Below are 24,848 nucleotides of genomic sequence, written 5' to 3' on the forward strand. Positions count from 1 at the left end.
TTAAAATGCAAACATCTGATCAAATTATTGACCCGAAATCAATTCCCGCTAAACAAAGTAACTTTTTAGGGCAAAATCCCCATTTAAACCCGACTGAAATTCCAGGTTTTGACTCCACAAATCCACCAAATCCTAATTTAATTAGTACCTGTGTGCACTGCGGATTTTGTTTATCAACTTGTCCCAGTTATCGAGTTTTAGGAACAGAAATGGACTCCCCAAGAGGGCGGATTTATTTAATGGATGCGATTTCTAAAAATGACGCCGCTTTAGGGGAAACCAGCGCCCAACATTTTGATACCTGTTTAGGATGTTTAGCTTGTGTTACCACTTGTCCTTCAGGTGTTAAATATGATCAATTAATTGCCGCTACTCGTCCTCAAATTGAAAGAAATGTTCCCAGAAGTTTATCCGACCGTTTAATTCGAGGATTAATTTTTAATTTATTCCCGTATCCTAAACGTTTACAAGCATTTTTAATACCGCTTTTCATCTATCAAAAATTAGGGTTACAAAAAATAGTCAGACAAACGGGTTTATTACCTAAAATTTCTCCCCGTTTAGCCGCAATGGAATCAATTTTACCTGCTATTCCTAAAGACGCTTTTCGAGAAGATTTCCCGGTAATTATTCCCACCCAAGGCGAAAAACGCTATCGAGTTGGAGTAATTTTAGGCTGTGTACAAAGGTTATTATTTAACCCGGTTAATGAAGCCACGGTGAGGGTTTTAACCGCCAATGGGTGTGAAGTTGTGATTCCGAGAAATCAAGGCTGTTGTGGAGCTTTACCCGAACATCAAGGACAAACGGAACAGTCCCATACCTTAATTAAACAAATGATTGATCGATTTTCTGGGACTCGTTTAGATGGTATTATTATTAATGCGGCGGGCTGTGGTCATACCTTAAAAGAATATGGACATATCTTAAAAGATGATCCCCAATATCGAGAAGCAGCGCAAGAATTTTCAGCAAAAGTTAAAGATATTCAGGAGTTTTTAGTCGAAATTGGGTTAACAACACCCCTATCTCCCTTAACAGAAACCGGAGAATTGACTATTGTTTATCAAGATGCTTGTCATTTATTACATGGACAAAAAATTAGTTCCCAACCCCGTCAACTGCTGCAACAAATTCCGGGGGTAAAATTACGCGAACCGATAGATGCTTCCTTATGTTGTGGAAGTGCGGGAATTTATAATTTATTGCAACCGGAAATTGCCGAAGAATTAGGACAGCAAAAAGTAGACAATTTAACAAATACGGGAGCAGAATTAATTGCTTCTTCTAATCCTGGTTGTTCTTTGCAAATTAAAAAACACTTACAATTGCAAGGAAAAGATATTAATTTAATGCACCCAATGGAATTACTAGATTATTCAATTCGAGGTGTTAAAATTAATATTTTATAAGTTTACTGACGATTAATGTCATAATCAAACAAAATAGGGTCAATGTTTTTGCTATGGTTGGTCAGCTTTTAGACGGACGCTATCAAGTCATAGACGTGATTGAGTCAACGGATTTCGGGAAAACCTATCTCGCTAGGGATACTCGCCGACCCGGTGAGTCCTTATGTTTTGTTAAACATTTGCATCTGACTCCAGCAGATGCCAAACTCGTTAATGTAGCCCGTCAGCGCTTTCAACAGGAAGCCAAGGTTTTAGAAAAACTCTCCCAACATGATCAAATTCCCCAACTGTTAGCTTATTTTGAAGAAAATCGAGAATTTTATTTAGTTGAATCTTATGTTGCGGGTCACTCATTAATGGATGAGATCTTACCCGGTAAGCCCTTGACCGAAAATCAAGTCATTAATTTACTCACCGATGTATTAGGCATACTCCGATTTGTGCATCAACAGGGAGTGATTCATCGGGATATTAAACCGAGTAATTTAATCCGTCGTCAAACCGATGGAAAAATTATTTTACTGGATTTTGGGGCGGTTCAAGAAATTAATTTGAATTCTGATCAAGATTCCCCCAGTAGTCGGGTTGGAACCCTTGAATATATGCCCATTGAACAGTTTCAATGTCATCCCCATTTTAATAGCGATATTTATGCTTTGGGGATGGTTGCCATTCAATCTTTAACGGGTTTGCCTGCATCGGAATTGTCAAAATTGCGAAGAAATAATGGTTCAGATACAGGAGAAATATTTTGGCGACATTTAGCAATTGTTAGTGTTGAATTGGGTGATATTGTTGACAAGATGGTGCGGTCTGATTATCACCAACGTTATCAATCTGTCGATGACGTTTTATCTGTTCTGAAAACTCTGCGTTCCTCCTCAGCACCTAATCTTTCTAAACTAGAAATCTATCGGGAAGAAGTTCAACGGTGTGCCAACCATCATCGGGGTGAAATTTCTATTATTGGTCGGCAAATTTTAGAGGAATTACGCTTAAGTTTAGACCTGTTGCCTGAAGATGCAGAAGCGGTTGAAGATGAAATTTTAAACCCCTATCGTAAATATCATGAAAAGGGAGAACGTTATGAACAAGCCTTAATTGCCACAATCAAGCAGGAATATCCTTTTAGCCCCGAAACCAGAGAAGAACTCAAACGATTTCAACAACTTTTAGGGTTAAATGATCAAGATATTGCCGTTATTGAAAAACAGGTTTTACCCCAATCTATTTTAACTCAATTTGCTCAATTTATCCAGAATTTTCGCCCAATTCCTAGCCTAGCTAAATCTCAAAATATAGAGTCTAAATTCTTAAAAAAAACTCGTCTTTCTCAACTGCTTTGGTTAGGTTTAGGACTGGTAAGTTTATTGGGAATAATTCTGGCAATATCTGAATATCAAAAATGGAGAAATCTACAACAATTTCAAACCCAGAAAATTAATGCTATCCAGGGATTATTAGTCGCAGGGAAATATGAGCAATGTTTAAATGAAGCGGACAATATTCCTGAAACCGCCTTGAAAAATCAAGCTATTGAAAATCTAATTCAACAATGTCGAGATAAAGTGTTTTGGAAAACCGTAACGCCTAAAGAATTTGCTCAAAATGCTGATGCGATTTGGGCAGTTACCTTCAGTCCTGATGGTCAAACTATTGCCAGTGGGAGTCAAGATACAACTTTGAAATTGTGGGATATTAAAAGTAGAAATGAAACTAAAAGTTTAGTTGGAGATTTCTCCCCAATTTATGCTGTAGATTTTAACTCCGATGGTACAGAAATATCCTCTGGAAGTGGGTTATGGCGGATTTTAGAATGGAATCTGACTACTGGAAAAGTCTATCCCCCCCTAGAACATTTAGCAACTATTTGGTCAGTTGATGTTAGTCCTGATAATCAAGCAATTGCTAGTGCAAGTGCGGATAAAACCGTCAAAATTTGGGATCGACAAACGGGTGCTATTTTACAGAATTTAACCGATCATCAAGATCAGGTTTATGCGGTTGTTTTTAGTCCCGATGGTCAACTATTAGTTACAGCTTCTCTGGATAAAACCATTAAAATTTGGAAGGTAGAAACAGGAGAATTATTAAACACGCTTACCGGACATTTAGATGGGGTGCGATCGCTGGCAATTAGTTCTGATGGTAAAATTATTGTTAGTGGTAGCTTGGATGATACCGTTAAAGTTTGGAACCTAGAAACTGGTGCGTTAATTCAGACTTTAACCGGACATTCTAACGATGTCTTATCCGTTGCTATTAGTCCCGATAGCCATATTATTGCTAGTAGCAGCCGAGATAAAACCATTAAACTATGGAATTTAAAAACGGGAGAATTATTAAATACCTTAACCGGACATCAAGATGAGATTTATTCGATTAAATTTAGTCCCGATGGGAATAGTTTAGTCAGTGGAAGTAAAGACAAAACCATTAAATTGTGGTTACGTTAATATAGCAAGAGGCAATAGGGAATAGGCAATGGGCACTCTTGTAAATACTTACTGTGAGCATCTTTTAGCTTTCAAGAATGTCCTAACAGATGCTGCAACTGCTATACCAACCGCGTAGAGACGTTGTATAGCAGGGGACAGGGAACAGCCCCCCCAAACCCTCCGTGCACGGGGGGCTAGGGGGGGAGGGAACAGGGGGAAATCACTTCACCGTATGGGTTCCAAGATACGTCTGGTGTCCTAACTGCCTTGGCGGTTGCTATATACAACGTCTCTACAGAAGCAGCTAAATTCCTAATGCTGCCATGGTTGCCGGGCCAGCAATACCATCAGCCGAGAGTCCACAATTTGCTTGGAAGGATTTAACAGCCTGGGCCGTTAATTTGCCATAGTAACCTGTGGAGTTAGCATTAAAATAACCCAGGTTGGCTAAACGATTTTGTAAGCGTTTGACCTGACGGCTACTATCGCCCCGGGACAGATATCCACCGCCACCACAGCTATGACTACAACCATAACTAGCATTGCTATAGTGATGTTTATTGGGTTTGTGATAGCCTACTCCCAATGCCCGTGCCGTCGAACGGCCAACAATTCCATCGGGATTTAAGCCATAATCCTTTTGAAAGGCGATGACGGCGTGTTTTGTCACCGACCCAAAGTAACCCGTTGCTCTTCCGTTAAAATAGCCGTAATTCTGCAAGGCATATTGAACACTTTTCACACCCTGACCGCTATCGCCACGGGAGATGGCAGCACTGGCAGGTTGGCTTACACTCATCACAGACAAGCCAATAGCCGTTGCTACAATGGGCAACCAGCAAGCGGTTGATATTTTACTCCAATTCACAGATCGCAGTAGTACCAAATCCCCTGTGAAATGGGTTTGGCGAGGGGACTCATAAGCAGAAACTAGATGATTGTAAGCAAGAGTATCCATAAAATCCTTGATTAACGCATTAACAGTACGATAGCCAGCAGTTGATCCGATTAAAGTTCAACTACCGACTCTTAATTTATAACTTTGTGAGCCATTAACGTCCAGAGTAATTTTACTTTTTCCGTACATTTTATTAAAACTTAACAAAATAACTGACAATCTTATAATTCGCAAACCTACTATCATACTATAAATAAAAAAATACGAATTGAACTTAGATAGAAATAATGGTTAATTTTTATATCGGGATTGATTTTGGCACATCCGGCACTCGTTCAATTACAATTAATTCTCAAGGAACAGTGGTGGCCCAAACTCAATTTCCTTTCCCCCCATTTACGGATACCTGGGAATTGGTTAGCCTTTGGAAAACGGCTCTGTTTGACGTGATTCAACAAATTCCGTTACATTTTCGCCGTCAAATAGATGCGATCGCTATCAATGGAACCTCAGCCACCGTGCTACTTTGTGATCCTAATGGCATTCCACTACAATCCCCAATTCTATATAATGATAGTCGGGCTGTTACCGTCTTAGAACTGTTAAAAAAAATTGCTCCTCCCGATCATATCGTCAACAGTGCCACTTCTAGTTTAGCTAAACTTATTTGGTGGTTAACTGCTGAAACTACCAACACTAAACCACAAAAATCCTCGGTCTGTTATTTTCTGCATCAAGCCGATTGGTTAGCATTTTTATTACATGGAAAATTAGGGATTAGTGATTATCATAATAGCTTAAAATTAGGCTACGATGTCAAAAATTTGACCTATCCCAATTGGTTAGTTAACGGTTTACAATCCCTGACCAATTTAGAATTATTGAAACTACCCGATGTGGTTGCTCCTGGGACTTCGATTGCTTCCATTACCTCCGAAATATCAGAACAGTTACAATTACCTAAAACCTGTGTTATCTGTGCGGGAACTACCGATAGTATAGCAGCATTTTTAGCTAGTGGCGCAAAAATTCCAGGGGAAGCCGTAACATCTTTAGGTTCAACTTTAGTCTTAAAACTCCTCAGTAATATTCCTGTAAATAATACTAAATATGGCATTTATAGCCATCGTTTAGGAGATTTGTGGTTAACTGGAGGCGCTTCTAATACCGGGGGTGCGGTCTTACGTCAATTTTTTAGTGATCTTGAACTGGAAAATTTCAGCCGTCAAATTAACCCCAATTATAATAGTAACTTAAATTATTATCCCTTAATTAAAAAAGGCGATCGCTTCCCTATTAACGACCCCGAATTACTTCCCCGTTTGCAACCTCGTCCCGATAATCCTGTTGAATTTCTACAGGGTTTATTAGAAGGAATTGCCCAAATTGAAGCACAAGGTTATCAACTTTTACAACAACTTGGAGCAACTCCCCTAACTCAAGTTTATACCGCCGGAGGAGGGGCAAAAAATCCCGTTTGGACAGCCATTCGTCAGCGCTATTTAAACGTTAATATGGTTAATTCTATTCATACAGAAGCGGCTTATGGAAGTGCGTTACTTGCTATTAATAGAGGAATAGGGGTGTAGAGTTGGGGTATTAAGCTGTTACGCATTTAAACTTTATCAGGACTTACGCAAGCAGGCTATATATAGCGTGTCAAAAGTAGGCGATCGCATACCAATAATAATAGCAATCGCCCTCAAAAGTCCTAATTATTTATTTTCCCCCCAAAATTGGGGTCTAGGGGGCTAGATGGCTTGAAATGTATAGTGTATTTGCCCCCTAAATCCCCCAATTTTGGGGGACTTTAAGAGGTTGTCCTGTTAAAGTGATCGCGCTCGTAACTCAAACGAGATCGCTACATATAGCGTAATTGCGTAAGTCCTGCATACTCCTATCTAACTCTAAAACCTGGAACAGATAACGATTATGGTTAAATGCTCTCTTGTAATCCGATGTTATAACGAAGAAAAGCATATAGGAAGGTTGCTCAGTGGTATCATCGAAAAAACTGTACATCCGATAGTTAAGGTGATGGCCGTCAATGTCCGCTCGGTTTATTTGGGTGTCCGTCAGCTTTATCCTTTGATGAAATCTCAAGGCGGGGTAATTGTGAATGTGAGTTCGGTTCATGAGATCGCCACCTGTCGGTTAAGTACAGAGTAAAAAATAAAGCACTATACTAACCAAATGTTGTTAGGAGGTAAAAAATGGTTGCGGTTAATCAAATTCAAACAAAAATCACCTTAGAGGATTTTTTAGGATTTCCTGAAACAAAACCTTCTAGTGAATATATTAATGGACAAATAGAACAAAAACCCATGCCCCAGGGAGAACATAGTCTGATTCAAACTTATTTATCTGCAAAGATTAATGAAGTCGGAAAAGCAAATAAAGCAGCTTTAGCTTTTACAGAATTAAGATGTACTTTTGGTGGACGTTCTCTAGTACCTGATCTTGCCGTTTTTACTTGGAAGCGCATCCCAAAAACAGAACAAGGGAGAATTGAAAATCGCTTTGAAATTTACCCTGATTGGGTCATTGAAATTCTATCTCCCGAACAATCTCCTAACAAAGTTATTAAAAAGATTATTTTTTGTCTGAAGCATGGAACAGAATTGGGATGGTTAATTGATCCTAAAGATGAATCAGTCATGATATTTCAGCCTAATCAATTTCCTGACATCAAATCAGAGTTAGAAATTTTACCGGTTTTAGAAAGTGTTAAAGATATGAAATTGTCGGTGACAGAAATGTTCACTTGGCTGAACATTGAATGAGCATTAAATTAAGATTAATATTTAATCAACTTGTTTAACCTGTACCCTTTGATGGTATAGTAAGGATGGGTGAATGTGAGTTCGGTGGAATATACTCCTTACTACAGGGCGGAAACTATTTCAGATTGGGTAGAGCAGTTTAAAAAGTTTTCAGTTCAAAATCACTTGAATTTCGATATTTGTTTTTTGACTGTTTCTTTCCGCAGTATTTAATTTTGGTAGTCCTAGATTCGTTAGAATTCTATCTGCTACTTCCAGCAACACTAAGTTAGTAGGATGATTCATAGAATGAAATAATTTAATTTTCGTCCAATTTTCTTCTATAAAATCTGAAATAATTATATCTGTTATCATTTCTCTTTTTCTCAATTCACTTAAACTATTCTTAGCATTTTCCCAGATAAAATCATTACTATAATATTCAATATCTAATATGCTTGATACTACGTCAGACTCACTTTTTCCCAGAAGGTAGTCTTTGATAACATTTGAATCATGATAATCACAAAAACGTTTAACTATAATACCATTATGTTTTAAGTAAGTGGTTTCTGGATTGTATCCTTTATAATGACTATTGGGAAAAGATATTTTTAGACAATTAGGTTTTAGCATTTTCAACAAAAAATCTGTCGATGATTTTTCTCCGTAAGATGCTCCATTATTTTGATATATAAACAAATCTATATTTTCAATAATTTGACAAAAGGAAAAGTAGCTCGAAGCTCGGTGTTGTAGCGATACAACTCGGCACGACTAACTTTTTCATTGTCTATCCAATACCGTAAACATTAGCAATTTTAATGCCTAGAGTTAGTGTAATTATTCCGACTTATAATTGCGATCGCTTTCTTCGGTGAAGCGTTTGTATGTTAACATCATAGATAGGATTCTCTGTCTAAGTCTGGGCGGGGATTGTTTCTCGGTCTAACTCGAATGGGAGAGGGGGCTTTATGCAGTCAATTAGGGGTATTTTTAAAGATGGGGTAGTTCATCCCAGTGAACAAGTTTCTTATGGCGAATTTCACCCAGTTATTATTATATTCTTGGATACACCGACAACTGCTACAACAGTAGGTGTATCATCGGATCAATCTGAATCTGGGTGGGACAGGTTGTTATCGGTTATAGAAGAGTGTCAAATGGAAACGGGAATACCTGATTTAGCAGATCAACACGATCATTATTTGTTTTAGATTAATATAAAGAAATCAGGGAGTGCGATCGCAAATAATTAGTGACAATTTATAGGAATAATAAAAAATATGACAATTTCAACTAAAAACAAACTTCAAGAATTGTATCAAAGCGACGATTACTTATGGTTGCAACAAACCATTGAATTATTAAGGATAAAAGACTTTGAAAATTTTTATGTAATTTAGACTCAAAACTTTAAATTTGTTATGAATGAAAAAGATTTAAGCGAATTTTTTCAAAGAAATTTCAAAGAAATTTACCCAATTAGTTCTGAACAGTTTACTTTAGTTTCAAATCTCAATCCAATGGATGTGAGTGATCAAGATTTTTTACGAATTACGGAGAAATTTAACAATGAAGAGTTTGTCCGTGCAGCTTATAAAGCTTATCTTAAGCAAGAGGTGAGTGAACAATCTCTTAAATTTTGGACAACAGATATTGAATTAAAAAGAAAGCGGATTATTGTTCTAATTGCTTTAAAAAAAACAGATAGATTTCAAGATATCTACTCTATAAAAAACATTTTCTTCTCAAAACTATTTCAATTTGAAAATAGCTGGATACTTTATTTTTGTTTTTCATTAATTCGGTTAATACAAAAAATATTTTTTGGTCTTAACGATATTAAAATTTTATCTATTATTAATCTAATTCCAGAATCGACTGATGAAATTTTAGGAACTTATATTGACCGCCCAAAAAAAGGAGATAAAATTAAACAGTCAAAATTGTGGATTGCGGGTTGGTTCGTTCCCAAAAAAAGTCAGTCAGTGACGATCAGATTAATTGATAAAAAAGTTTTAAGTGAAGTTCCCTTAATAGTACCTCGTCCCGATGTAACTAGCTTTCATTGTCTTCAGTCAACCACTCATCTTTGGGGATTCAGTATTTACTTAGATATAAAAGATTTACCTGATCAGGGTGAACTACAATTACAAGCTATTTTTAAAGATAGTCAAAAAATAGTACCCATTAGCCGAATTAAGTATCTTAAAGTTTAATTTTTTTGACTTTTTTAATTAAAAATAGAACCCAATTTTTCTGAAAATATTTGAGGAGAACATTCAGTTTTTACTCGCTTCAGGGCATTTTTTCTGAGTTGATTCCACCGGGTTGAATCTTGATAAAGTTTGACGCATTGTTGAGCAAAATTTACAGGATTATCCGCAACTAATAATTCTATTTCCGGGTTCCATCCTAACTGTTGAGCAATTAAGGATGTGGTAACAATGGGTAAACCATAAGCTGCGGCTTCATGAACTTTATGGGGAATTCCGGCTGCGTATCGGGTTGGGGCTAGAAATAATCGAGCTTGATTATAGAAAGGTGTTAAATCATCAACTTTTCCTAATAATTTGATTGATGAATTGTTTAAATTATTAATTTTTTGTTTAATTTCTTCGACGGTATTATTACCAATAATTATAAGTTCAATTGTCTGATCAAGTTGATTTTGAATCAAGGGAAAGATTTCATGGGTTAGCCACAACAATGAATCAGCATTAGGAGATTCTAGTTCATAAATTGAACCCACAAATATTAAATTTTGCCGTTCCGCAAAGGGTTTAGGTGTGGGATAAAGCGAAAGAGTATGACCTAAAATGCTAACGTTTGTGTAGCCATGTTGAATAAATTGTTGTTTTTCTTGGGGAGAAACAGTAATAATATGATGGCTATTTTTAGCTAGTTTAATTTCCTCTGTAATAGCTTTTTGACGTTCTTCTTCAGTAAAATCAATTTTATTTAAACGTTTATATTCATAATCTCGGATGCTAAAAATTGCTTCTGCGTCATAAATAATTTTTGCTGAATTTAGGAAATTTTCTTTAACTAAAATGGAGTTTAAATGTTTAATATTATGGGGACGACTAACAAAAACTAGATCATAATATCCTTGGCGTTCTCTGAGAAAATCTTCTAACATTACCAACCCATATCCTCGCATAACTTCGACAGTTTGGGGAATATCAGCATAAATCATTGACCAATCTTCGAGATAATACAAATCCCCAGGATAAAGGGTAATAGCATAGTCTAATTTAACAAGATGAGACAGAATAGAATGACTGCGAGTATAGCCTGAACCGACCCAAGGATGAGGGATTCTATCATCAATATATAATAGGCGTTTTTGTTTTTCTCTAGCTTGAGTTCGAGCAAATATTAGGTTTTTGAGATCGGAGGGATATTGAGATTTAAACCAGTCTTTGTGTTTTTCTTTTAAAAGTTGCTGATTTTTTTCCATGAGGGCGATCGCATGATCACTTGAACCCGTATTACTAGAACTAGCAAACTCATAATGGAGAATATTAACATTAGGATCATAAATAATTTTTTTGCCTATTTTTTGTAGTCGAATACAATAGTCGGTTTCTTCATAATAAGCAGGTTGATAATCTTGATCAAACCCACCCAACTGTAAAAATAAATCCCGTCGGGTTAATAGAAAAGCCGCAGAACAATAATCAACAGCACGTTTAAATAGATATTGAGGTGCATTAGGTGAATCTCCCCGTCCATATCCTAAACAAGTTCCATCTTGCCAGATAATACTACCTGCTTCTTGCAAAGTTCCATCGGGGAGAATTAATTTTCCACCCACTGCGCCAATATCCTTTGAGGATTTAATTGTATTAAAAGCCGAAGAAATACTATCTCCTAAAATTTGAGCATCATTATTTAAAAATAAGAGATAATTTCCTTGAGCAATTTTGCTGGCTTGATTACAGGCAAAAAGATAATGAATATTTTGCTCATTAAGGATAATTTTTGCACCATTAATCTGTTTTAAAAGTTGGCGAGTTGCATCAGTAGAATTATTATCGACTAATATTAACTCAAAAGATTTAAAAGGATTTATGAGAATAGAAGATAAACAGCTTAAAGTCAGTTCCGCTCGATTATAGAGAATAATAATAATACTAATTTCTGGATGTTCAATAGTTGGGAAATGCAGTTGAGAGCCAGTATTGAGAAAGCTATCAAGGGTAATTTGGTTGAGGGTATCAACTGCTTGTTTTGCTTGGTCAAGTTGGAGGGAGGATTTTGTGAGTGATATTAAGTTGGGTTTAATATCCTTATTTTGAATAGAGTGAAAACCCTGTAATTCTGGATGATCTGGTTGTAGTTGCAGAACTTTTTGATAGGCAAGTTGAGCTTGATCAAAGTGTCCTTTTTTAGTCAGAGCTTTGGCTAATTCAAGGTAAAGATCGGCATCATTAGGAGAGATATCTAAAGATTGATAGTAGGTTTGTAAATCATCAGGATTTTGCTGGATTTTCTGTTGATAAAGGTTAAGAAGGTGGGAGCGTTCTGTTTTGGCTTGCTTTTGGAAAAGGTTCCCTATTTTTTGATGAATTCCTGGGATATTAGGGTTGAGTTCCAGGGCTTTTTGGTAAAGGCTGATCGCTTTTTCCCAATGTTGATCTTTGTAGAAAGATTTGGCTTGTTCTAAATAGTATTCCCAAGTTTCCATATTGTAAAATTTTTAAAACTAACATAAATTCTCACTGATAAAATTTTTGAATTACTAACTAACTTGTTTTTAAAATCATGTACTTTATCTATTTAGTTTAAATTATAGCTATCTATTAATTCTTTAGTTAGTTAAGTAGATTAGTGTAATATTTAAATATCACAATATAGTTAGGGCTTGCTGAAAAAAGTCTTATGATGGCAATAGTGACCGGAAACAACCCTTAAATAATAAATTAGGATATATGCCATGGCAAAATTTTGGGACATTTAGACGAAAAATACAAGTATTTGAGTGACTGATTCACCATAACCTTGCACTTTTTTCAAGAAAAAATGAGTATAATTCTTATCCCATAAGACTTCTGGATTTATTTAGCAACCCCTAGTTAGTTTTAATTACGCCTAGATATGTTATATATAAGTAGGCGGGCATAAATAACGTCAACAAACCGAAAGCTAAAACCCTTATCCTGAAGGACTTACAACATTTAGTATTTTAACTTTAATTATGACCACCTACTTAGCGGTTTTCTAGCTAATAAGGTACAAGTTTAATATTAAGCATTAAATGGCAAAGACCAAAGGAATTATAGTGTATTCCGATAGAGTGAAAAGCGCTATACATGATTTATGTCCCTACTAAGGTTATGCAATCCAAATCTTTTTCGTCTCCCCAGTTAATTACAATTTGCTCTTTTATTATTAATCCCGACCCAGTAGCGTATTCTGCAAATAATTCTTTAGTCATATAATTTCTGGCATGAGGGTTCTGTCCATAATGCTTAAAATTATTATTTGGATAATTAGAATGATGGTAGAGAGCTAATCCGCCGGGAACAAGTATTCTTTTGGTGTCCTGCAAATATGATAAAACACACCTGTGATCAAAGTGAACCATAGCGTCATAGCAAAAAATTGACCTGACCGAGTTATCGGGAATCGGCTGAAAATTAATTCCATTGTTTTTTATAACCTCAAAGTTTTTTTCATTCTTGAATCTTTCGGTGCAAAATTCAATATTGGATGTATTTATATCCATCATGGTTAATTTTTGGGCTTTACCTCTCAGCTTTTCACCATGACGACCATGACCACAAGCTAACTCTAAAACATGAGTTAAGTCTAATTGGTTAAAAAGTTTTTTAAAACAGGTACTCTCATCCCAAAAACCCTGTAAACTCTTTTCAGCTTTTTCGTAGTAAGGACTTTCTATCCAATTATTTCCTATATTATTAGCTATTGATAGTAAACTACCTTTAGATAAATATTTCTCATATTTGATAGTGGCAATCTTAACTATTGTTCCATCGTCGAAAATTGCTTCTAAAATAATTTCCCCATTATTAGATAGTTCATCCATTTTAAGAGACTCTAAAAAACCAGACATTTCCGTATTAGGGAAATCAGGATAATTTAGGGTAACATCAGGCCTTGAGCGCTCAACTTTAGTTTCTTCTATGATTTTTTCTGAAGTACAAAATCTAATAAATTTTACCGATTGCTTTTTGCCTATTATCCAACCAGTAAAAAAAATTTTCTCATCAAATTCAGTAATTTGATTATGAATATTTGGGCTTTCCAGGTGAAAAATGTGGTCGATAGCCGTTTTATCTCCAGAAAATGTTATTTCTTTGACACAAGTTTTCTTGGATAATAAAAGATCATTAAAGCCTTGCATAAAATATTACTCCCCAAAATTTATAAATTAAAGTTTTTTTTCAATTCTGCTGTATTTTCTAAATAATAGCATGAGGATTCGCTATATCCAAATTTTTCACTCACTTCCCCACAATGCTTTCTAAAAATTTCAATTTGTTCATCTGTCCAACCTACTTCTTTTATATCTTGGGCCTTTGATTCTTCTACTCCTCCGGTACTTTGGGGTCTTTCATGGGTAAATATATGTTCTATTTTGGCAATTTTTTCTGGCTCTAGTCCTAAAAAATTACCGATCTTTTCAGCCATAACTTGAGGATGAAGAGCGATCTCTCTCTGCTCGACTTCTATGTACAAAGTTGGACTCAATATTTTCCTAACATTTAACCAAGATGCCATACAGTCTGCCCAAAAAATACAGTGATCTTCAAAAGAGACATGGGGAAATTTTTTTAAGCGAGATTGGATATTTTCTATTCCTCTCCTCTTGGCAAAGATAAAGCGGGACTCCGGCCATATTCTGAGCAAATAAGGTAAAGCTTTAATCATGGCGGAGTCGGGAGACTTATCTAACCAGATTTCATAAGGACATAAAGTTTCACAGCGTTGGCGGAACATCTCTAATATCTCATTTTCAATATCATTTTGATTTATATGAGTTATCATATGCTCCTCATAGATGAGCAATTCTTGTTTAGAAAAATAATACATTTCTATATTTTCCATCAAAAACAAAACTAGAGGGAGAAAATGTCCTTCAAAGTATCCATAGATCCCCCCCCCTTCTATTAAAGCACCTGTAATTATACTTGTTCCTGAACGACCTGACCCAATAACAAAAATCGGCTTTACCACTTTTAATTTTCTCCTATAGTTAATTTTTATTTTTAGGAAACTTAAAAAAGGAAGTTTATTGATTTAAGTTGTTACATCACGAAAGGTGATCATACAACCTAGTATGGTACCTTAAACAATCTTCAATTGATAAACGAGGTTTAATATGATTGACTAGCTGTTGCCATAACTCCGCATCAGAACTAGCTTTTTGCATAGTTTTCGCCAAGCTGACAGCGTTGCCCACTCGAAAATGTAATCCAGTCACTTGATCTTCCACCTTTTCAGCCATTCCTCCTATATTACTACAAATGATCGGTCTTTTGTGCATGAAAACTTCTTGAATAACAAGGGGAGAGTTTTCCCACCAAGTTGAAGGGACAATAACCCAATCAACGGGTTGAATCAGTTCTTTCAGTTCTTCTAATTTATACTGACCATTATAATTGACATAATCTTTAAATTCATGCAAAAATCCCAAAAACTGATCTGCAAAATCTGGAAAACCTAGAGCTACATTACCAAAAATTTCTACCCGAAAGTCTTGATAATTGTTTTTAACCAAAAATCTTACAGCTTCTAAAATAACCAGTATCCCTTTATAGGGATTGATTTGGCCAAAATATCCAAATACATTCCGTTTTTCCCCTTCAACTAATACTCGATGGGGTGCAGATTCTGTAATTGGACGACCGTTTTCTATGACTCTCATTTTATCAGAGGGAATACCCCACTGGATAAAGCGGTTTGCCAAAAAGTGACTCGGAGAGATAAACATATCTACCAACTCTAAATGAGCTTTAATAAAAGCCTCCCGCATTTTAAACTGCTGAGGAGAAAACTCAGGAAAACATTGGTGACAGCGATCTGGAGAAGCATACTCACACAATTCATTATTCTGTGTGCGTACCATCTGACCATCACGGTAACACATCAAGAGATACTCATGAATAGTATATACAATTTTTACATTTGGCAAAACTTGACGAGCAATTTGCAGAACTTCTAAACCGATTCTAACAATATGATGAAAATGGATAATATCAGGTTGAAGTTGTTGGAGAAAACTTTTAAAATCACTATAAATAAATTTCAAAACCTTTTGAGAATGATAAAAGTAGTCATAACTATCACCCGAAAATAAAACTTCATTAGGGCTATCAACCAGCATTTGAAAGGGTGTACCTTCACGACTTGTTCGGCTCACTCCAGCAGTCGCAGCTAGAAAAAACGGTTGGTATTCATTTTCCTCCTTACCAATAGCTTTAAATAAGTCATAAGCTACAATCTCAGCACCTCCTGGGAAAAATAGAGGATGATTATGAGCAACAATTAAAATTTTCTTTTTTCGCGCTTCCGAAAGAGTTTCAGAACCAAATTGCACTTTTTCTATTGATAATTTTACCATGATTTAATGAAAATAGTGAAGTTTTTAATCGAAATTGGTATGCTAGTTATTGGAGATATTTTTCATAATAATTTCAATATGACTCTGCCATTTACGATGATGGAGCCAAGCATTATAACGCCAAGAAAGTGTCCCAGAAAAATCATTATTTAGTACCATCGACTGCCTCTCTAAATGATAAAGCTCTACTTCAGCAAAATACCAGCTTTCATAACCCAATTCAGAACATTTAAAACACAAATCTGAATCTTCAAAATCCCCAATAATATACTCTGTAGTATAGCCTCCAATTTGTTGATAAAGATCTTTTTTGATCATTAAGCAAGCCCCGGTTACAGCCGGAACACGGCGACTCCTTTGTGCTGGTTGATAACGGTCAGGAAAACCTTTATAGTAGTGAGCAGTAACCCAAAAAGGAAAAGTTGTTTTTTCAAAGAACATTCCTGCGTGTTGCAAAGATTGATCCTCATAAATCAATTTAGGAGCCAATGCTCCAATTTGAGGATAAGCTGAATAGAATTTAAGCATTTTTGATAACCAACCTTTGCTTTTGGGAAATACATCGGAATTCATTAAAACTAAATATTCGCTTTCGGCATATATAGCACCGATATTATTTGCTGATGCGTAACCACTATTATAATCCATAACAACTAATTTAATGGGTAAATCATAAATTAGGTTGTAATTTTGTAATAAGTTTTTAACCTCTTGTTCTTGCTCAGGAGAATCTAAGACATAAATAATTTCAGCTTGCTGAATATCCTGATCATTTGCCATTGTCGCTAACTGAACTTTAACAAAATCTAATTGTTTATAGAGAGGAATAATAAGAGATGCTAAAGGTTTTTCAAGGGATGGCTTGATTTGTGAAAACTCTTTTGCTTCCACTTTTTGCATACAGATTCTCTGTAACTTAGAGGCTATTACACCCAGACATTTTTCTAAAGTTTCATCAGTAATTTTATCGGGCGGAGCGATTTGCAAAATCATATTTCGAGATGTAAAAACATCGTAATATTTAGCATCAGGAATAATAGTGATTTCAATATTACCTTTAAATTTAAACTTGAACCGAAAGCTATGCAATTCAGCTAAACCGTCAAGTTTATGATGTATTTCATCAGGAATTTTAATATATGCACAGAATCCTAATGGATGATTAGAGGATTGATAGCGCGTTTTAGCAATATACTCATTCACATCAGTTCGATTAAAATTGTATATATCTTTCCGATTAATTTCAATAGAAAACCCTAAATCTGAAAACACTTCAATACTTTCCAAATGATGATGAGAATCATGAAACCAACCCCACAAAGCTACACCTTCACATCCAATAGGAATAAAATGATCAATAAAAATATTAACAGGTAAGTTAGAATCCATTAAAGAAGTGGGCTTAAATTTTATAAAATATTGCAATTTATCAATAATTTTTCTCACTTTTTTCTGAATAAATTTAGGAGTAACTTCGATCAAACTCCAATTTATTGTATCTCTAATTAAAATTCTTTGGTGTTCAGAAAGACTGTTTAAATAATCTATAAATTCAAGACCGTAAGCTTTTTGGCTAATTGTACCATCAATTAAGATAGGATGATGATCAAAAATTACTATAAGCTCATATGATTGGTAATTTTGATTATAAATTTCTTGGTTAAAAATGGCTATAGCAGCTATCTTATCAGGAGATATTTGAAAAAAGTGAGCTGGAGTGACTTGGCATATATCATTAGCTAATAGTAAGATTTTAGTCGTTTCTAAAATCCAGCATCCTTCAACTATAGTTTCAAAATAAACAACATTAGGTGATAACCAACATCCGTAATCTATTGTAAGTTTTGGGTATTGAGGAAGATGTTGTCGTAATTTGGCTATTATTTGATAATATTCATGATTAGATGATAGTTTCAAATTGTCTAGGGTATTTATAAAAAACAATAAGATTTTTTTAAGTTCAATTTTTAAAACTAATGAATCTAAAAAAGCTATTAACTGTTCATTTGGGAGAGGGGATATTTCCTCTGATAAAATTTCAAAATCAGATAAATCTTGAATATTAATTAAAAATGGTTCATTGCTTATTTGAAATGCCTTTACATCAGAAAGAATAAAAGTATAGTAAATTTGGTCTTGATCTTGTAAAATTTTTTCAAAATTAATCTGTTGAATTTGTCGGTCATTAACCCATATCTTTAAATCTTCTTTAAAATTGATGCACCCTGAAATGATCAGCAGTAATGTATCATTTCCTAAATAAATTGATTGAACAGAATTTAAGTTATTGTGAGAAGTATTATTGATAGGAATAGGACTCACTTTTTGGGAAGAATCCAAGTCAGATATAGTTTCTGATACTGAGTTTTCGATTGTGATCAGTATTTGAGCTAAGTTTTTATGCGCTTCTTCTAAGTCAGGTTGAATTAGAAGTAACCTTTGATAAGTATCCCTTGCTTTCTGGTACTCCATCTTCTGATGCCAAGCATTCCCTAATCCCAAATATAAATCAACATCATCCGGCTTAATTTCTAAGGCCTTTTGATAACTTTCAACATCCGTTGGATCGTTTTCGATCGCCTTCCGATAATAACTTAATGCTGTTTCTAATCTGGTTTTAACTTGCTGATGCAATGCCTGATTTAATTTTTCTTCTACTTCTGTTAAATCAGGTTTAATATTTAAGACCTGCCGATATTCTTCAACTGCTTCATCCCATTGATCTAATTTTACAGAAACCTCAGCTAAATTATAATATGACCAAACAAAATTCGGATCTAAATCAACCGCTTTTTGATAAGCTGCGATCGCCCCTTTCCAATCTTCTTTTTTAACTAAAATATCCCCTAAATTATGATGAGATAAAGCAAAATCTGGTTTCAATTCAATCGCTTTCTGATAAGATTGCGCCGCCTGATCCCAGCGTTGCAACTCCCGCAACCCATCCCCCAAATTATTATAAGACCAAGAAAACTCAGGATTCAATTCAATCGCTTTTTGATAGGCTGCGATCGCATCTTCCCAGCGCTGCAACTTCAGCAAGGCATCCCCTAAATTATGATAGACCTCAGCCCCCTCCGACCGCAGGCCGATCGCCGTTTCATAAACCTGAACAGCCTCATCCCAGCGTTCCAACTTCAGAAACAAATCCCCTAACTCCCGTTGCACCTCAACCCAATTCGGTGTTATTCTTAATGCTTGCTGATAGGCTGCGATCGCTTCTTGCCATTTTTCCTGCTTAACTAAAGCCTGGGCTAACCGATAGGAAGGTTCGGCCGGAGAAACGGAGCGACGACGACTTTTAACCATAGAAGACACCTGGGGACGATCAGAAAGACTTGAGGGTTGTTGCTGAATAACCATAATGATTACTTTACCCAAAACGAAGGATTAAATTAAGGCACTTTCGATAACTCCGCAGCCTGTTGATAGGCTTCAACGGCCGCTTCTAGTTCCCCCTGTTGCCAGAGGACATCACCTAATTTATGATGCACTTCCCATAACTCCGGCGACCTCTCCAGCACTTGCTGATAACAAGTGATCGCCTTTTGACACTGTCCTTGATGTGACCAGATATCCCCCAATGCTTCTTGAACAGAAGTCAATTTCGGGTTTAACTGAACTGCCGTTTGGTAATATTCGGTGGCAGCGTCCCATTGCTTCTGTTCTGCATAGATATCCCCTAACATCCCGTAGACATCTGGATCTTCTGGCCGAAGTTGTCGCAGTTGTTCGTAAACAGCCAAGGCGGGGGCAATTTCTCCTTGATTGTATAAAGCCTGGGCCATCAACCTATAGGCTTCTGGCTGTTCTGGCTCCTGCTGAATCAGTTGACGACAAATCTGAATACAAGTTTCCCACTGACTTAACTCCAAATTCCGAGCAGCTTGTGAGCATAATTCCGTTTGATCCTGTTGAGTTAAGCCAGGTTTACCCCTAGGATAAACATCAATAGCCGGATTTGTCAAAGACGGTTCTAACTCTTGATATTCCTGGGACTGGGGTTCGCGTAACCTTTGCCCTAACTGGGGATGGCGAACCGCTAGATGGGGATCTCTGACTAGGGCCTGACCATAACAAATGATCGCCTGGGTTCTTTGTCCCCGTTCCCACTGGGCATCCCCCAGTTGCAAACAGTCCTGTACTGAAACCCTATCTGGTTCTAAACGGAGAGCCTCATACATACAATCCTCGGCATTTTCCCGATTTCCTAGGGCTTGCCACCCTTGGCTTAATCTTCGATAAACCAGAGCAGAAGGCCGGAATTGAATCACTTTTTGATAACAAGCAATGGCTAGTTTCCAGTTTTTCTCCCGGGCGTAAAGTTCTCCTATGCCCAGATATCCTTCTGGGCGCTGGGGTTGTAGCTTAATTCCCTGTTGATAGGACTGTTTGGCCTTTTCCCCATTCCCCAAGGCAGCCCAGGATTTCCCCAATAGCCAATAAACCGCAACCTCTCGGGGGTAGGAAACTAATAGTTGCTCACAGTCAGTGATACAGTTTTCATAGTTCCCTTGCCTAAACTTAGTCCGAGCTTGTTGATACTGACTCGACTCCTCTAGGGATGGGGAAATGGATACGGCGGTTGTTGTCCAGGTTTCCCCAACTTTACCGTTTTGTAACTCCCGTCTGGGTAGGGATGTGCCGAACTGAGTTTGTCCGGGCAGAAAATTCTTTGTTAACAGGTGCAATATCTGGTCAGATTTCTCACTATGAGGTAAAGAATGACTGCTTTGAATCAGGGCTTGGGTGAGATTCTGCACCGCCATTAATAATCGAGGATTCAATTCCAAAGCCCGATGATAACAGGTTAAAACCTCTGGCCATCGACCTTGGACAACTAAAGCCTTGCCTAAACTATTGTAGGTTTCAAAGGCCTGGGGATTAATTTCTAAAGCTCTTTGATAGTGGGCAATTGCCTGATCCCACTGCCCTTGAGTGGCTAACACTTCCCCTAAGTTATGGTAGGCTTCGGTACAGTCTGGATCTAGCTGAATCGCCCGTTGGTAACAGGTGGCGGCTTCTAGGAGTTTGCCCTGACGGAGTAACAAACGGCCCAAGGCTAAATGCTGGCTGGGTTTCGCCGCTTCGGGTTTCAGACTAAATCCTTGATACCAATATTCGACGGCGATATCCTGTTTTCCCACCCGATCTAATACTTGGGCCAAATTACGATAGGCTACGGCTAGGTTAGGATTGATGGCGATCGCTCTTTGATAAGCGAGAACTGCCGATGGCCATTGCCGTTGTTTAGCGTATAAATTCCCTAAATTTGTATGGGCGATCGCATCTTCAGGGCTGAGTTTGACCAATTTTCGATAGGCTCTGACGGCCATATCTAAGCGGCCCAGTTGATTTAAGGCTTTCCCTAAAATCTCGTAGGCTTTAGTTTGGTTGGGAGATTGGGCAATTACCTGCTGGCATTGGCTGATCGCCTCTTTTAACAAATTGTTTTTAAGATCTAGTTCTGCCTGTTGTAAGATTTTTTGATCATCTAAAAGAGTTATTTTTGGATCTGAAATAAATGAATTGATTTTTTTATGGTTGGAAACAGAAACTTGATCGGATTTGATCTTCGCCTGTTCAGCTTTCTCTAATTCTATTTGAGCCTGTTTCCAACTCGGATTTGATTTTAAAATATCGTTAAAACAAGCGATCGCCAACTCAATTTTTCCCTGTTCTAATAAGGTTTTTCCTAACTGTAAATGTTCCTGGGCTGTTACCTGTTCCGGCTGTAACCGATAACTATGATACCAGCACTCCGTCGCTTCATCCGGGCGATTTAATTTTGTTAAAACCTTAGCTAAATTGCGATAAAGTTTATCACAATTAGGTTTATATTTTAACGCTAATTGATAATATTTAACCGCTAAATCCCATTGTTGTTTTCTAGCATACAAACTCCCTAAATTTCCTAAAGGTTCCGGGGATTCGGGTTGTAACTGAATTGCGGTTTTATAGGAGTTGTGAGCTTGTTCAAACTTCCCTTGAAGTTGTAGCACGTTGCCTAAAATCGTGTAGGCTTCCCCACAATTAACATCAGTTTCCAATACCTTTTGACAGGCTAAAATCGCGGACTCAAAGTGGTTTTGAGCTAAATGATTTTTAGCCTCTTGCAACCTATTGGCTAAGGTTGTGACCTGATCAACAGAAGATGGCATAATTATTCTGGGTTTACCAGAGGAATTATAAGATTTACCCTTATCTTTAAGGATATCACAAACTTGCAGCAATCTTTGTAAAGATTTCAGATTAATTTGGATATCTTCAAACAGTGGCGTGGGATACATCAGTTGTTGCAAAAAAGCACATTCCAAAGTTTCCCCCTGGATAGAATAGTGTTGGAGTCCTAACTGCCGACTAATTTGCCAATAATAAGGGCGCAGATAATGGGGAGAAACTAACTCAATGACAACGGTATGGGGTTGACAAAAAACTAAATTAGTTAGTCCGGCTCCATGAGGTGCTATAATAACTTCAGCCTGGGAAAATAAATTAGCCTGTGCTTGAACAGTTAGGGTTTCTAACTCTACAGAAACAAATCCCCATTGACTCAAATAGTCTAAAATTTCTGGTTCGTTCAAAAGTCGCCGATATCTGGCTTTATTACGACTAATATAAATTCGGGGGGGATAGGTTTTTATTGGTGGAGAAATATCGGTTAAAAACAGACTTCGCAGAAAGTTGATTGTATGGGGGACAACCCACCCGACAGCAGCAGGATAGGAAGGAACAATTAAGCTGGATGCTTGGAGATAAGAAACTTGATCGGTTTCTATAATTTTATGGCGAGGAATTCCAATTTTTTCTAAGGTTTCCCGTTGAAAAGGTTGTTGGGTAGAATTAATTAAAAACCAATCTATGGAATCTAAATCAATCCCATTTTCTGGTAATATTTTAATTCTTGGTAAAATATCAACTAGCCAATGAAAATAGACATTTCCCGACAGTCCTGATAAAACAGCAACTCGTCTTTCAATGATTTTTAAGGGGGGAATTTCTGCTAGGGAAAAAATCTGATGTTGACTCCAATCATAATTTTTACAGTTGGGTAACGGTGTGGGATAAAATCGAGATAATTCGGGAATTAATTCCCTGTCTTTATTGAAAATAGCGATCGCATTACACACATTCCACCAACTGGTTTTAGGGGCGACCCAAACCCGTCCTTGAGGAATAATTGTGACGGTAGTTTCGGTTAATTTATCTGGTAAATCATCTAAGGGAAAATACTGTTCTATTCCTAATCCTAAATGCTGAGGTCGAAAGTATTGGCGGAGTTTTTTTAAACAGGATTGACAATCTAATCCTTGACATTTAGGCTGTGATAAATCTGGATTTTGCAGAGAAATCGGAAGTGTCAGATGTTCCCTATCTTTGACTAAAACAACTTTTAATTTACCCTGTTCGACTTGTTGCTGTTTTTCTAAAACTTGACTAACTTTTTGGTAAAAATCAGGATTCTGCGGGTGTTGTCCTAAAGCTTGATGATATTGTAAAGCTGCATCATTAAAACGCCATTGTTTGGCTAAACAATCTCCCCAATGAATATAAGTTTCAGCTAATTTAGGATCAATATCAACTGCTAGTTGATAATAACGTTCTGCACTTTGATAGTTGCGATATTCAACAAAAGCATTCCCCAAATATAAATAGGTTTGAGCTAAATATTTTTTAACTTGAGTAATATCAGGGTTTTGCTGTTGTAATGTTCGCAAAAATTGACCACAAGCCACCGTAGCTTGATCGATAATATCTTCAGTCTTAAACTGTTCTGTCCATGCACAATAGGCGGTGATCCAGGGTTGTTCTAATCCTACAATTTTTTGCAGATAAATAGTAGCTTCGGGATAGTTTTTCTGGGCGAGAAAGGCGATCGCGCATTGACTATAAAGTGAAACAGAGTCTGGTTGGATTTTTAAGCCTTGCTGAAAGTATTGTAGGGCGACAGCAAATAAGTTTTGTTGATAAAATACTTGCCCTAAATTTTGATAGGCTTTAACTAAATTTGGTTCTAATTTAATGGCTTTTAAATAATGGGCGATAGCCTCATCTAAACTACCATTTTTTAAACAAGCCTGACCTAAATTATTATAAAGTTCTGCCTGATCTGGATTGAGATTAATCCCCTGTTTAAAAACTTCAATCGCTTGGGAATATTCTCCTATTTCTAACCACAAACATCCTAAATTATTATAAGCGCGAATAAGTTCAGGCGCAAGAATAACTGTTTTTTGATAAGTCTTGATAGCTGTTTCAATTAAACCCTGTTTTTGATAAATAACTCCTAAATTATAATAGGCTTCGGCATAATTATCGGCTTGTAAAATAGCTTTTTTGTAGCAGCTAACTGCCCCCGATAAGTTCTGTTGTTGTTCAAAAATAATCCCTAAATTATAATAAACTTCCGGCCAGTTAGGACGAATTTTAAGTGCCTGCTGATAAGATAAAACAGCCTGATCTAGTTGTCCTTTACTTTGGTAAAATAAGGCCTTATCAGCTAATTTTCTTGCTTCAGAATCTGACATTTGCATGAAGTTACCAAGACTGTAAAAATCCGAGAAAAGCACATTTATTTTTAGATTTTGAGGGTACTATAGCAATCCTATTTGAGTTGTGTTTAAAATCCCTGATCAAAAGGGAACACCGGAACAGCCCCCCCCTAGCCCCCCGTGCACGGGGGGGGGAGGGATCTGGGGTAATACTTCTGGCCGTTTCATATCAGTATTGAAATGTTACAAC

The 24,848-nt window shown here is 36.7% G+C and carries 15 protein-coding genes; 7 read left to right on the forward strand and 8 right to left on the reverse strand.

What is annotated here, in order from left to right; translation table 11 throughout:
• Nucleotides 1-5: 5 nt before the first annotated feature.
• Both NMG88_RS01705 and NMG88_RS01710 read left to right on the forward strand, forming a co-directional pair.
• Nucleotides 6-1,412, forward strand: a complete 1,407-nt coding sequence (locus tag NMG88_RS01705; protein ID WP_042151234.1) for a (Fe-S)-binding protein — start codon at nt 6-8, stop codon at nt 1,410-1,412.
• 53 nt (nt 1,413-1,465) lie between these two features.
• Entirely contained in the window at nt 1,466-3,868 is a 2,403-nt protein-coding gene (locus NMG88_RS01710) for a serine/threonine-protein kinase (protein WP_042151236.1), read from the forward strand.
• A 286-nt stretch (nt 3,869-4,154) separates the two neighbouring features.
• On the opposite strand, the gene NMG88_RS01715 is transcribed toward NMG88_RS01710, so the two are convergent.
• The gene (locus NMG88_RS01715) at nt 4,155-4,808 is read right to left on the reverse strand and encodes a peptidoglycan-binding domain-containing protein (RefSeq protein ID WP_042151240.1); all 654 of its coding nucleotides are present in this window, start codon (nt 4,806-4,808) and stop codon (nt 4,155-4,157) included.
• A 227-nt stretch (nt 4,809-5,035) separates the two neighbouring features.
• On the opposite strand from NMG88_RS01715, the gene NMG88_RS01720 reads away from it, so the two are divergent.
• The 3 genes from NMG88_RS01720 (at nt 5,036) to NMG88_RS01730 (ending at nt 7,531) form a co-directional block, all read left to right on the forward strand.
• Complete coding sequence (locus tag NMG88_RS01720) at nt 5,036-6,337, forward strand: FGGY-family carbohydrate kinase (protein ID WP_227357715.1); 1,302 nt, start codon at nt 5,036-5,038, stop codon at nt 6,335-6,337.
• Nucleotides 6,338-6,680: 343 nt separating this feature from the next.
• Nucleotides 6,681-6,917: an SDR family NAD(P)-dependent oxidoreductase gene (locus NMG88_RS01725; protein ID WP_072005166.1), complete on the forward strand. Its 237-nt coding sequence runs from the start codon at nt 6,681-6,683 to the stop codon at nt 6,915-6,917.
• Between the two features lie 44 nt (nt 6,918-6,961).
• A complete protein-coding gene (locus NMG88_RS01730) occupies nt 6,962-7,531 on the forward strand; it encodes a Uma2 family endonuclease (RefSeq protein WP_026797546.1) in 570 nt (189 codons plus the stop codon).
• Nucleotides 7,532-7,681: 150 nt separating this feature from the next.
• Here the strand turns inward: NMG88_RS01730 and NMG88_RS01735 are convergent, their stop codons facing one another.
• Nucleotides 7,682-8,212, reverse strand: a complete 531-nt coding sequence (locus tag NMG88_RS01735) for a WcbI family polysaccharide biosynthesis putative acetyltransferase (protein WP_155806214.1) — start codon at nt 8,210-8,212, stop codon at nt 7,682-7,684.
• 272 nt (nt 8,213-8,484) lie between these two features.
• On the opposite strand from NMG88_RS01735, the gene NMG88_RS01740 reads away from it, so the two are divergent.
• Both NMG88_RS01740 and NMG88_RS01745 read left to right on the forward strand, forming a co-directional pair.
• Nucleotides 8,485-8,727: a hypothetical protein gene (locus NMG88_RS01740; RefSeq protein ID WP_254035045.1), complete on the forward strand. Its 243-nt coding sequence runs from the start codon at nt 8,485-8,487 to the stop codon at nt 8,725-8,727.
• Nucleotides 8,728-8,937: 210 nt separating this feature from the next.
• Nucleotides 8,938-9,732 (forward strand): hypothetical protein, encoded by a 795-nt coding sequence (locus tag NMG88_RS01745; RefSeq protein WP_254035046.1) that lies wholly within the window; start codon nt 8,938-8,940, stop codon nt 9,730-9,732.
• A gap of 14 nt (nt 9,733-9,746) precedes the next feature.
• Here NMG88_RS01745 and NMG88_RS01750 read toward each other — a convergent pair whose 3' ends face one another.
• The 6 genes from NMG88_RS01750 to NMG88_RS01775 form a co-directional block, all read right to left on the reverse strand.
• Nucleotides 9,747-12,206, reverse strand: coding sequence for a glycosyltransferase (locus NMG88_RS01750; protein WP_254035047.1), 2,460 nt, complete (start codon nt 12,204-12,206; stop codon nt 9,747-9,749).
• A 630-nt stretch (nt 12,207-12,836) separates the two neighbouring features.
• The gene (locus NMG88_RS01755) at nt 12,837-13,886 is read right to left on the reverse strand and encodes a class I SAM-dependent methyltransferase (RefSeq protein WP_254035048.1); all 1,050 of its coding nucleotides are present in this window, start codon (nt 13,884-13,886) and stop codon (nt 12,837-12,839) included.
• 20 nt (nt 13,887-13,906) lie between these two features.
• Nucleotides 13,907-14,719: a sulfotransferase gene (locus NMG88_RS01760; protein ID WP_254035049.1), complete on the reverse strand. Its 813-nt coding sequence runs from the start codon at nt 14,717-14,719 to the stop codon at nt 13,907-13,909.
• Nucleotides 14,720-14,795: 76 nt separating this feature from the next.
• Nucleotides 14,796-16,106: a glycosyltransferase family 4 protein gene (locus NMG88_RS01765; protein WP_254035050.1), complete on the reverse strand. Its 1,311-nt coding sequence runs from the start codon at nt 16,104-16,106 to the stop codon at nt 14,796-14,798.
• A 42-nt stretch (nt 16,107-16,148) separates the two neighbouring features.
• Nucleotides 16,149-19,469, reverse strand: a complete 3,321-nt coding sequence (locus tag NMG88_RS01770; protein ID WP_254035051.1) for a tetratricopeptide repeat protein — start codon at nt 19,467-19,469, stop codon at nt 16,149-16,151.
• 32 nt (nt 19,470-19,501) lie between these two features.
• Nucleotides 19,502-24,634 carry a tetratricopeptide repeat protein gene (locus tag NMG88_RS01775; protein ID WP_254035052.1) on the reverse strand — a complete coding sequence of 1,711 codons (5,133 nt, stop codon included), beginning with the start codon at nt 24,632-24,634 and terminating at the stop codon, nt 19,502-19,504.
• Nucleotides 24,635-24,848 lie beyond the last annotated feature (214 nt).

This window comes from Planktothrix agardhii, assembly GCF_904830935.1.
Lineage (GTDB): Bacteria > Cyanobacteriota > Cyanobacteriia > Cyanobacteriales > Microcoleaceae > Planktothrix > Planktothrix agardhii.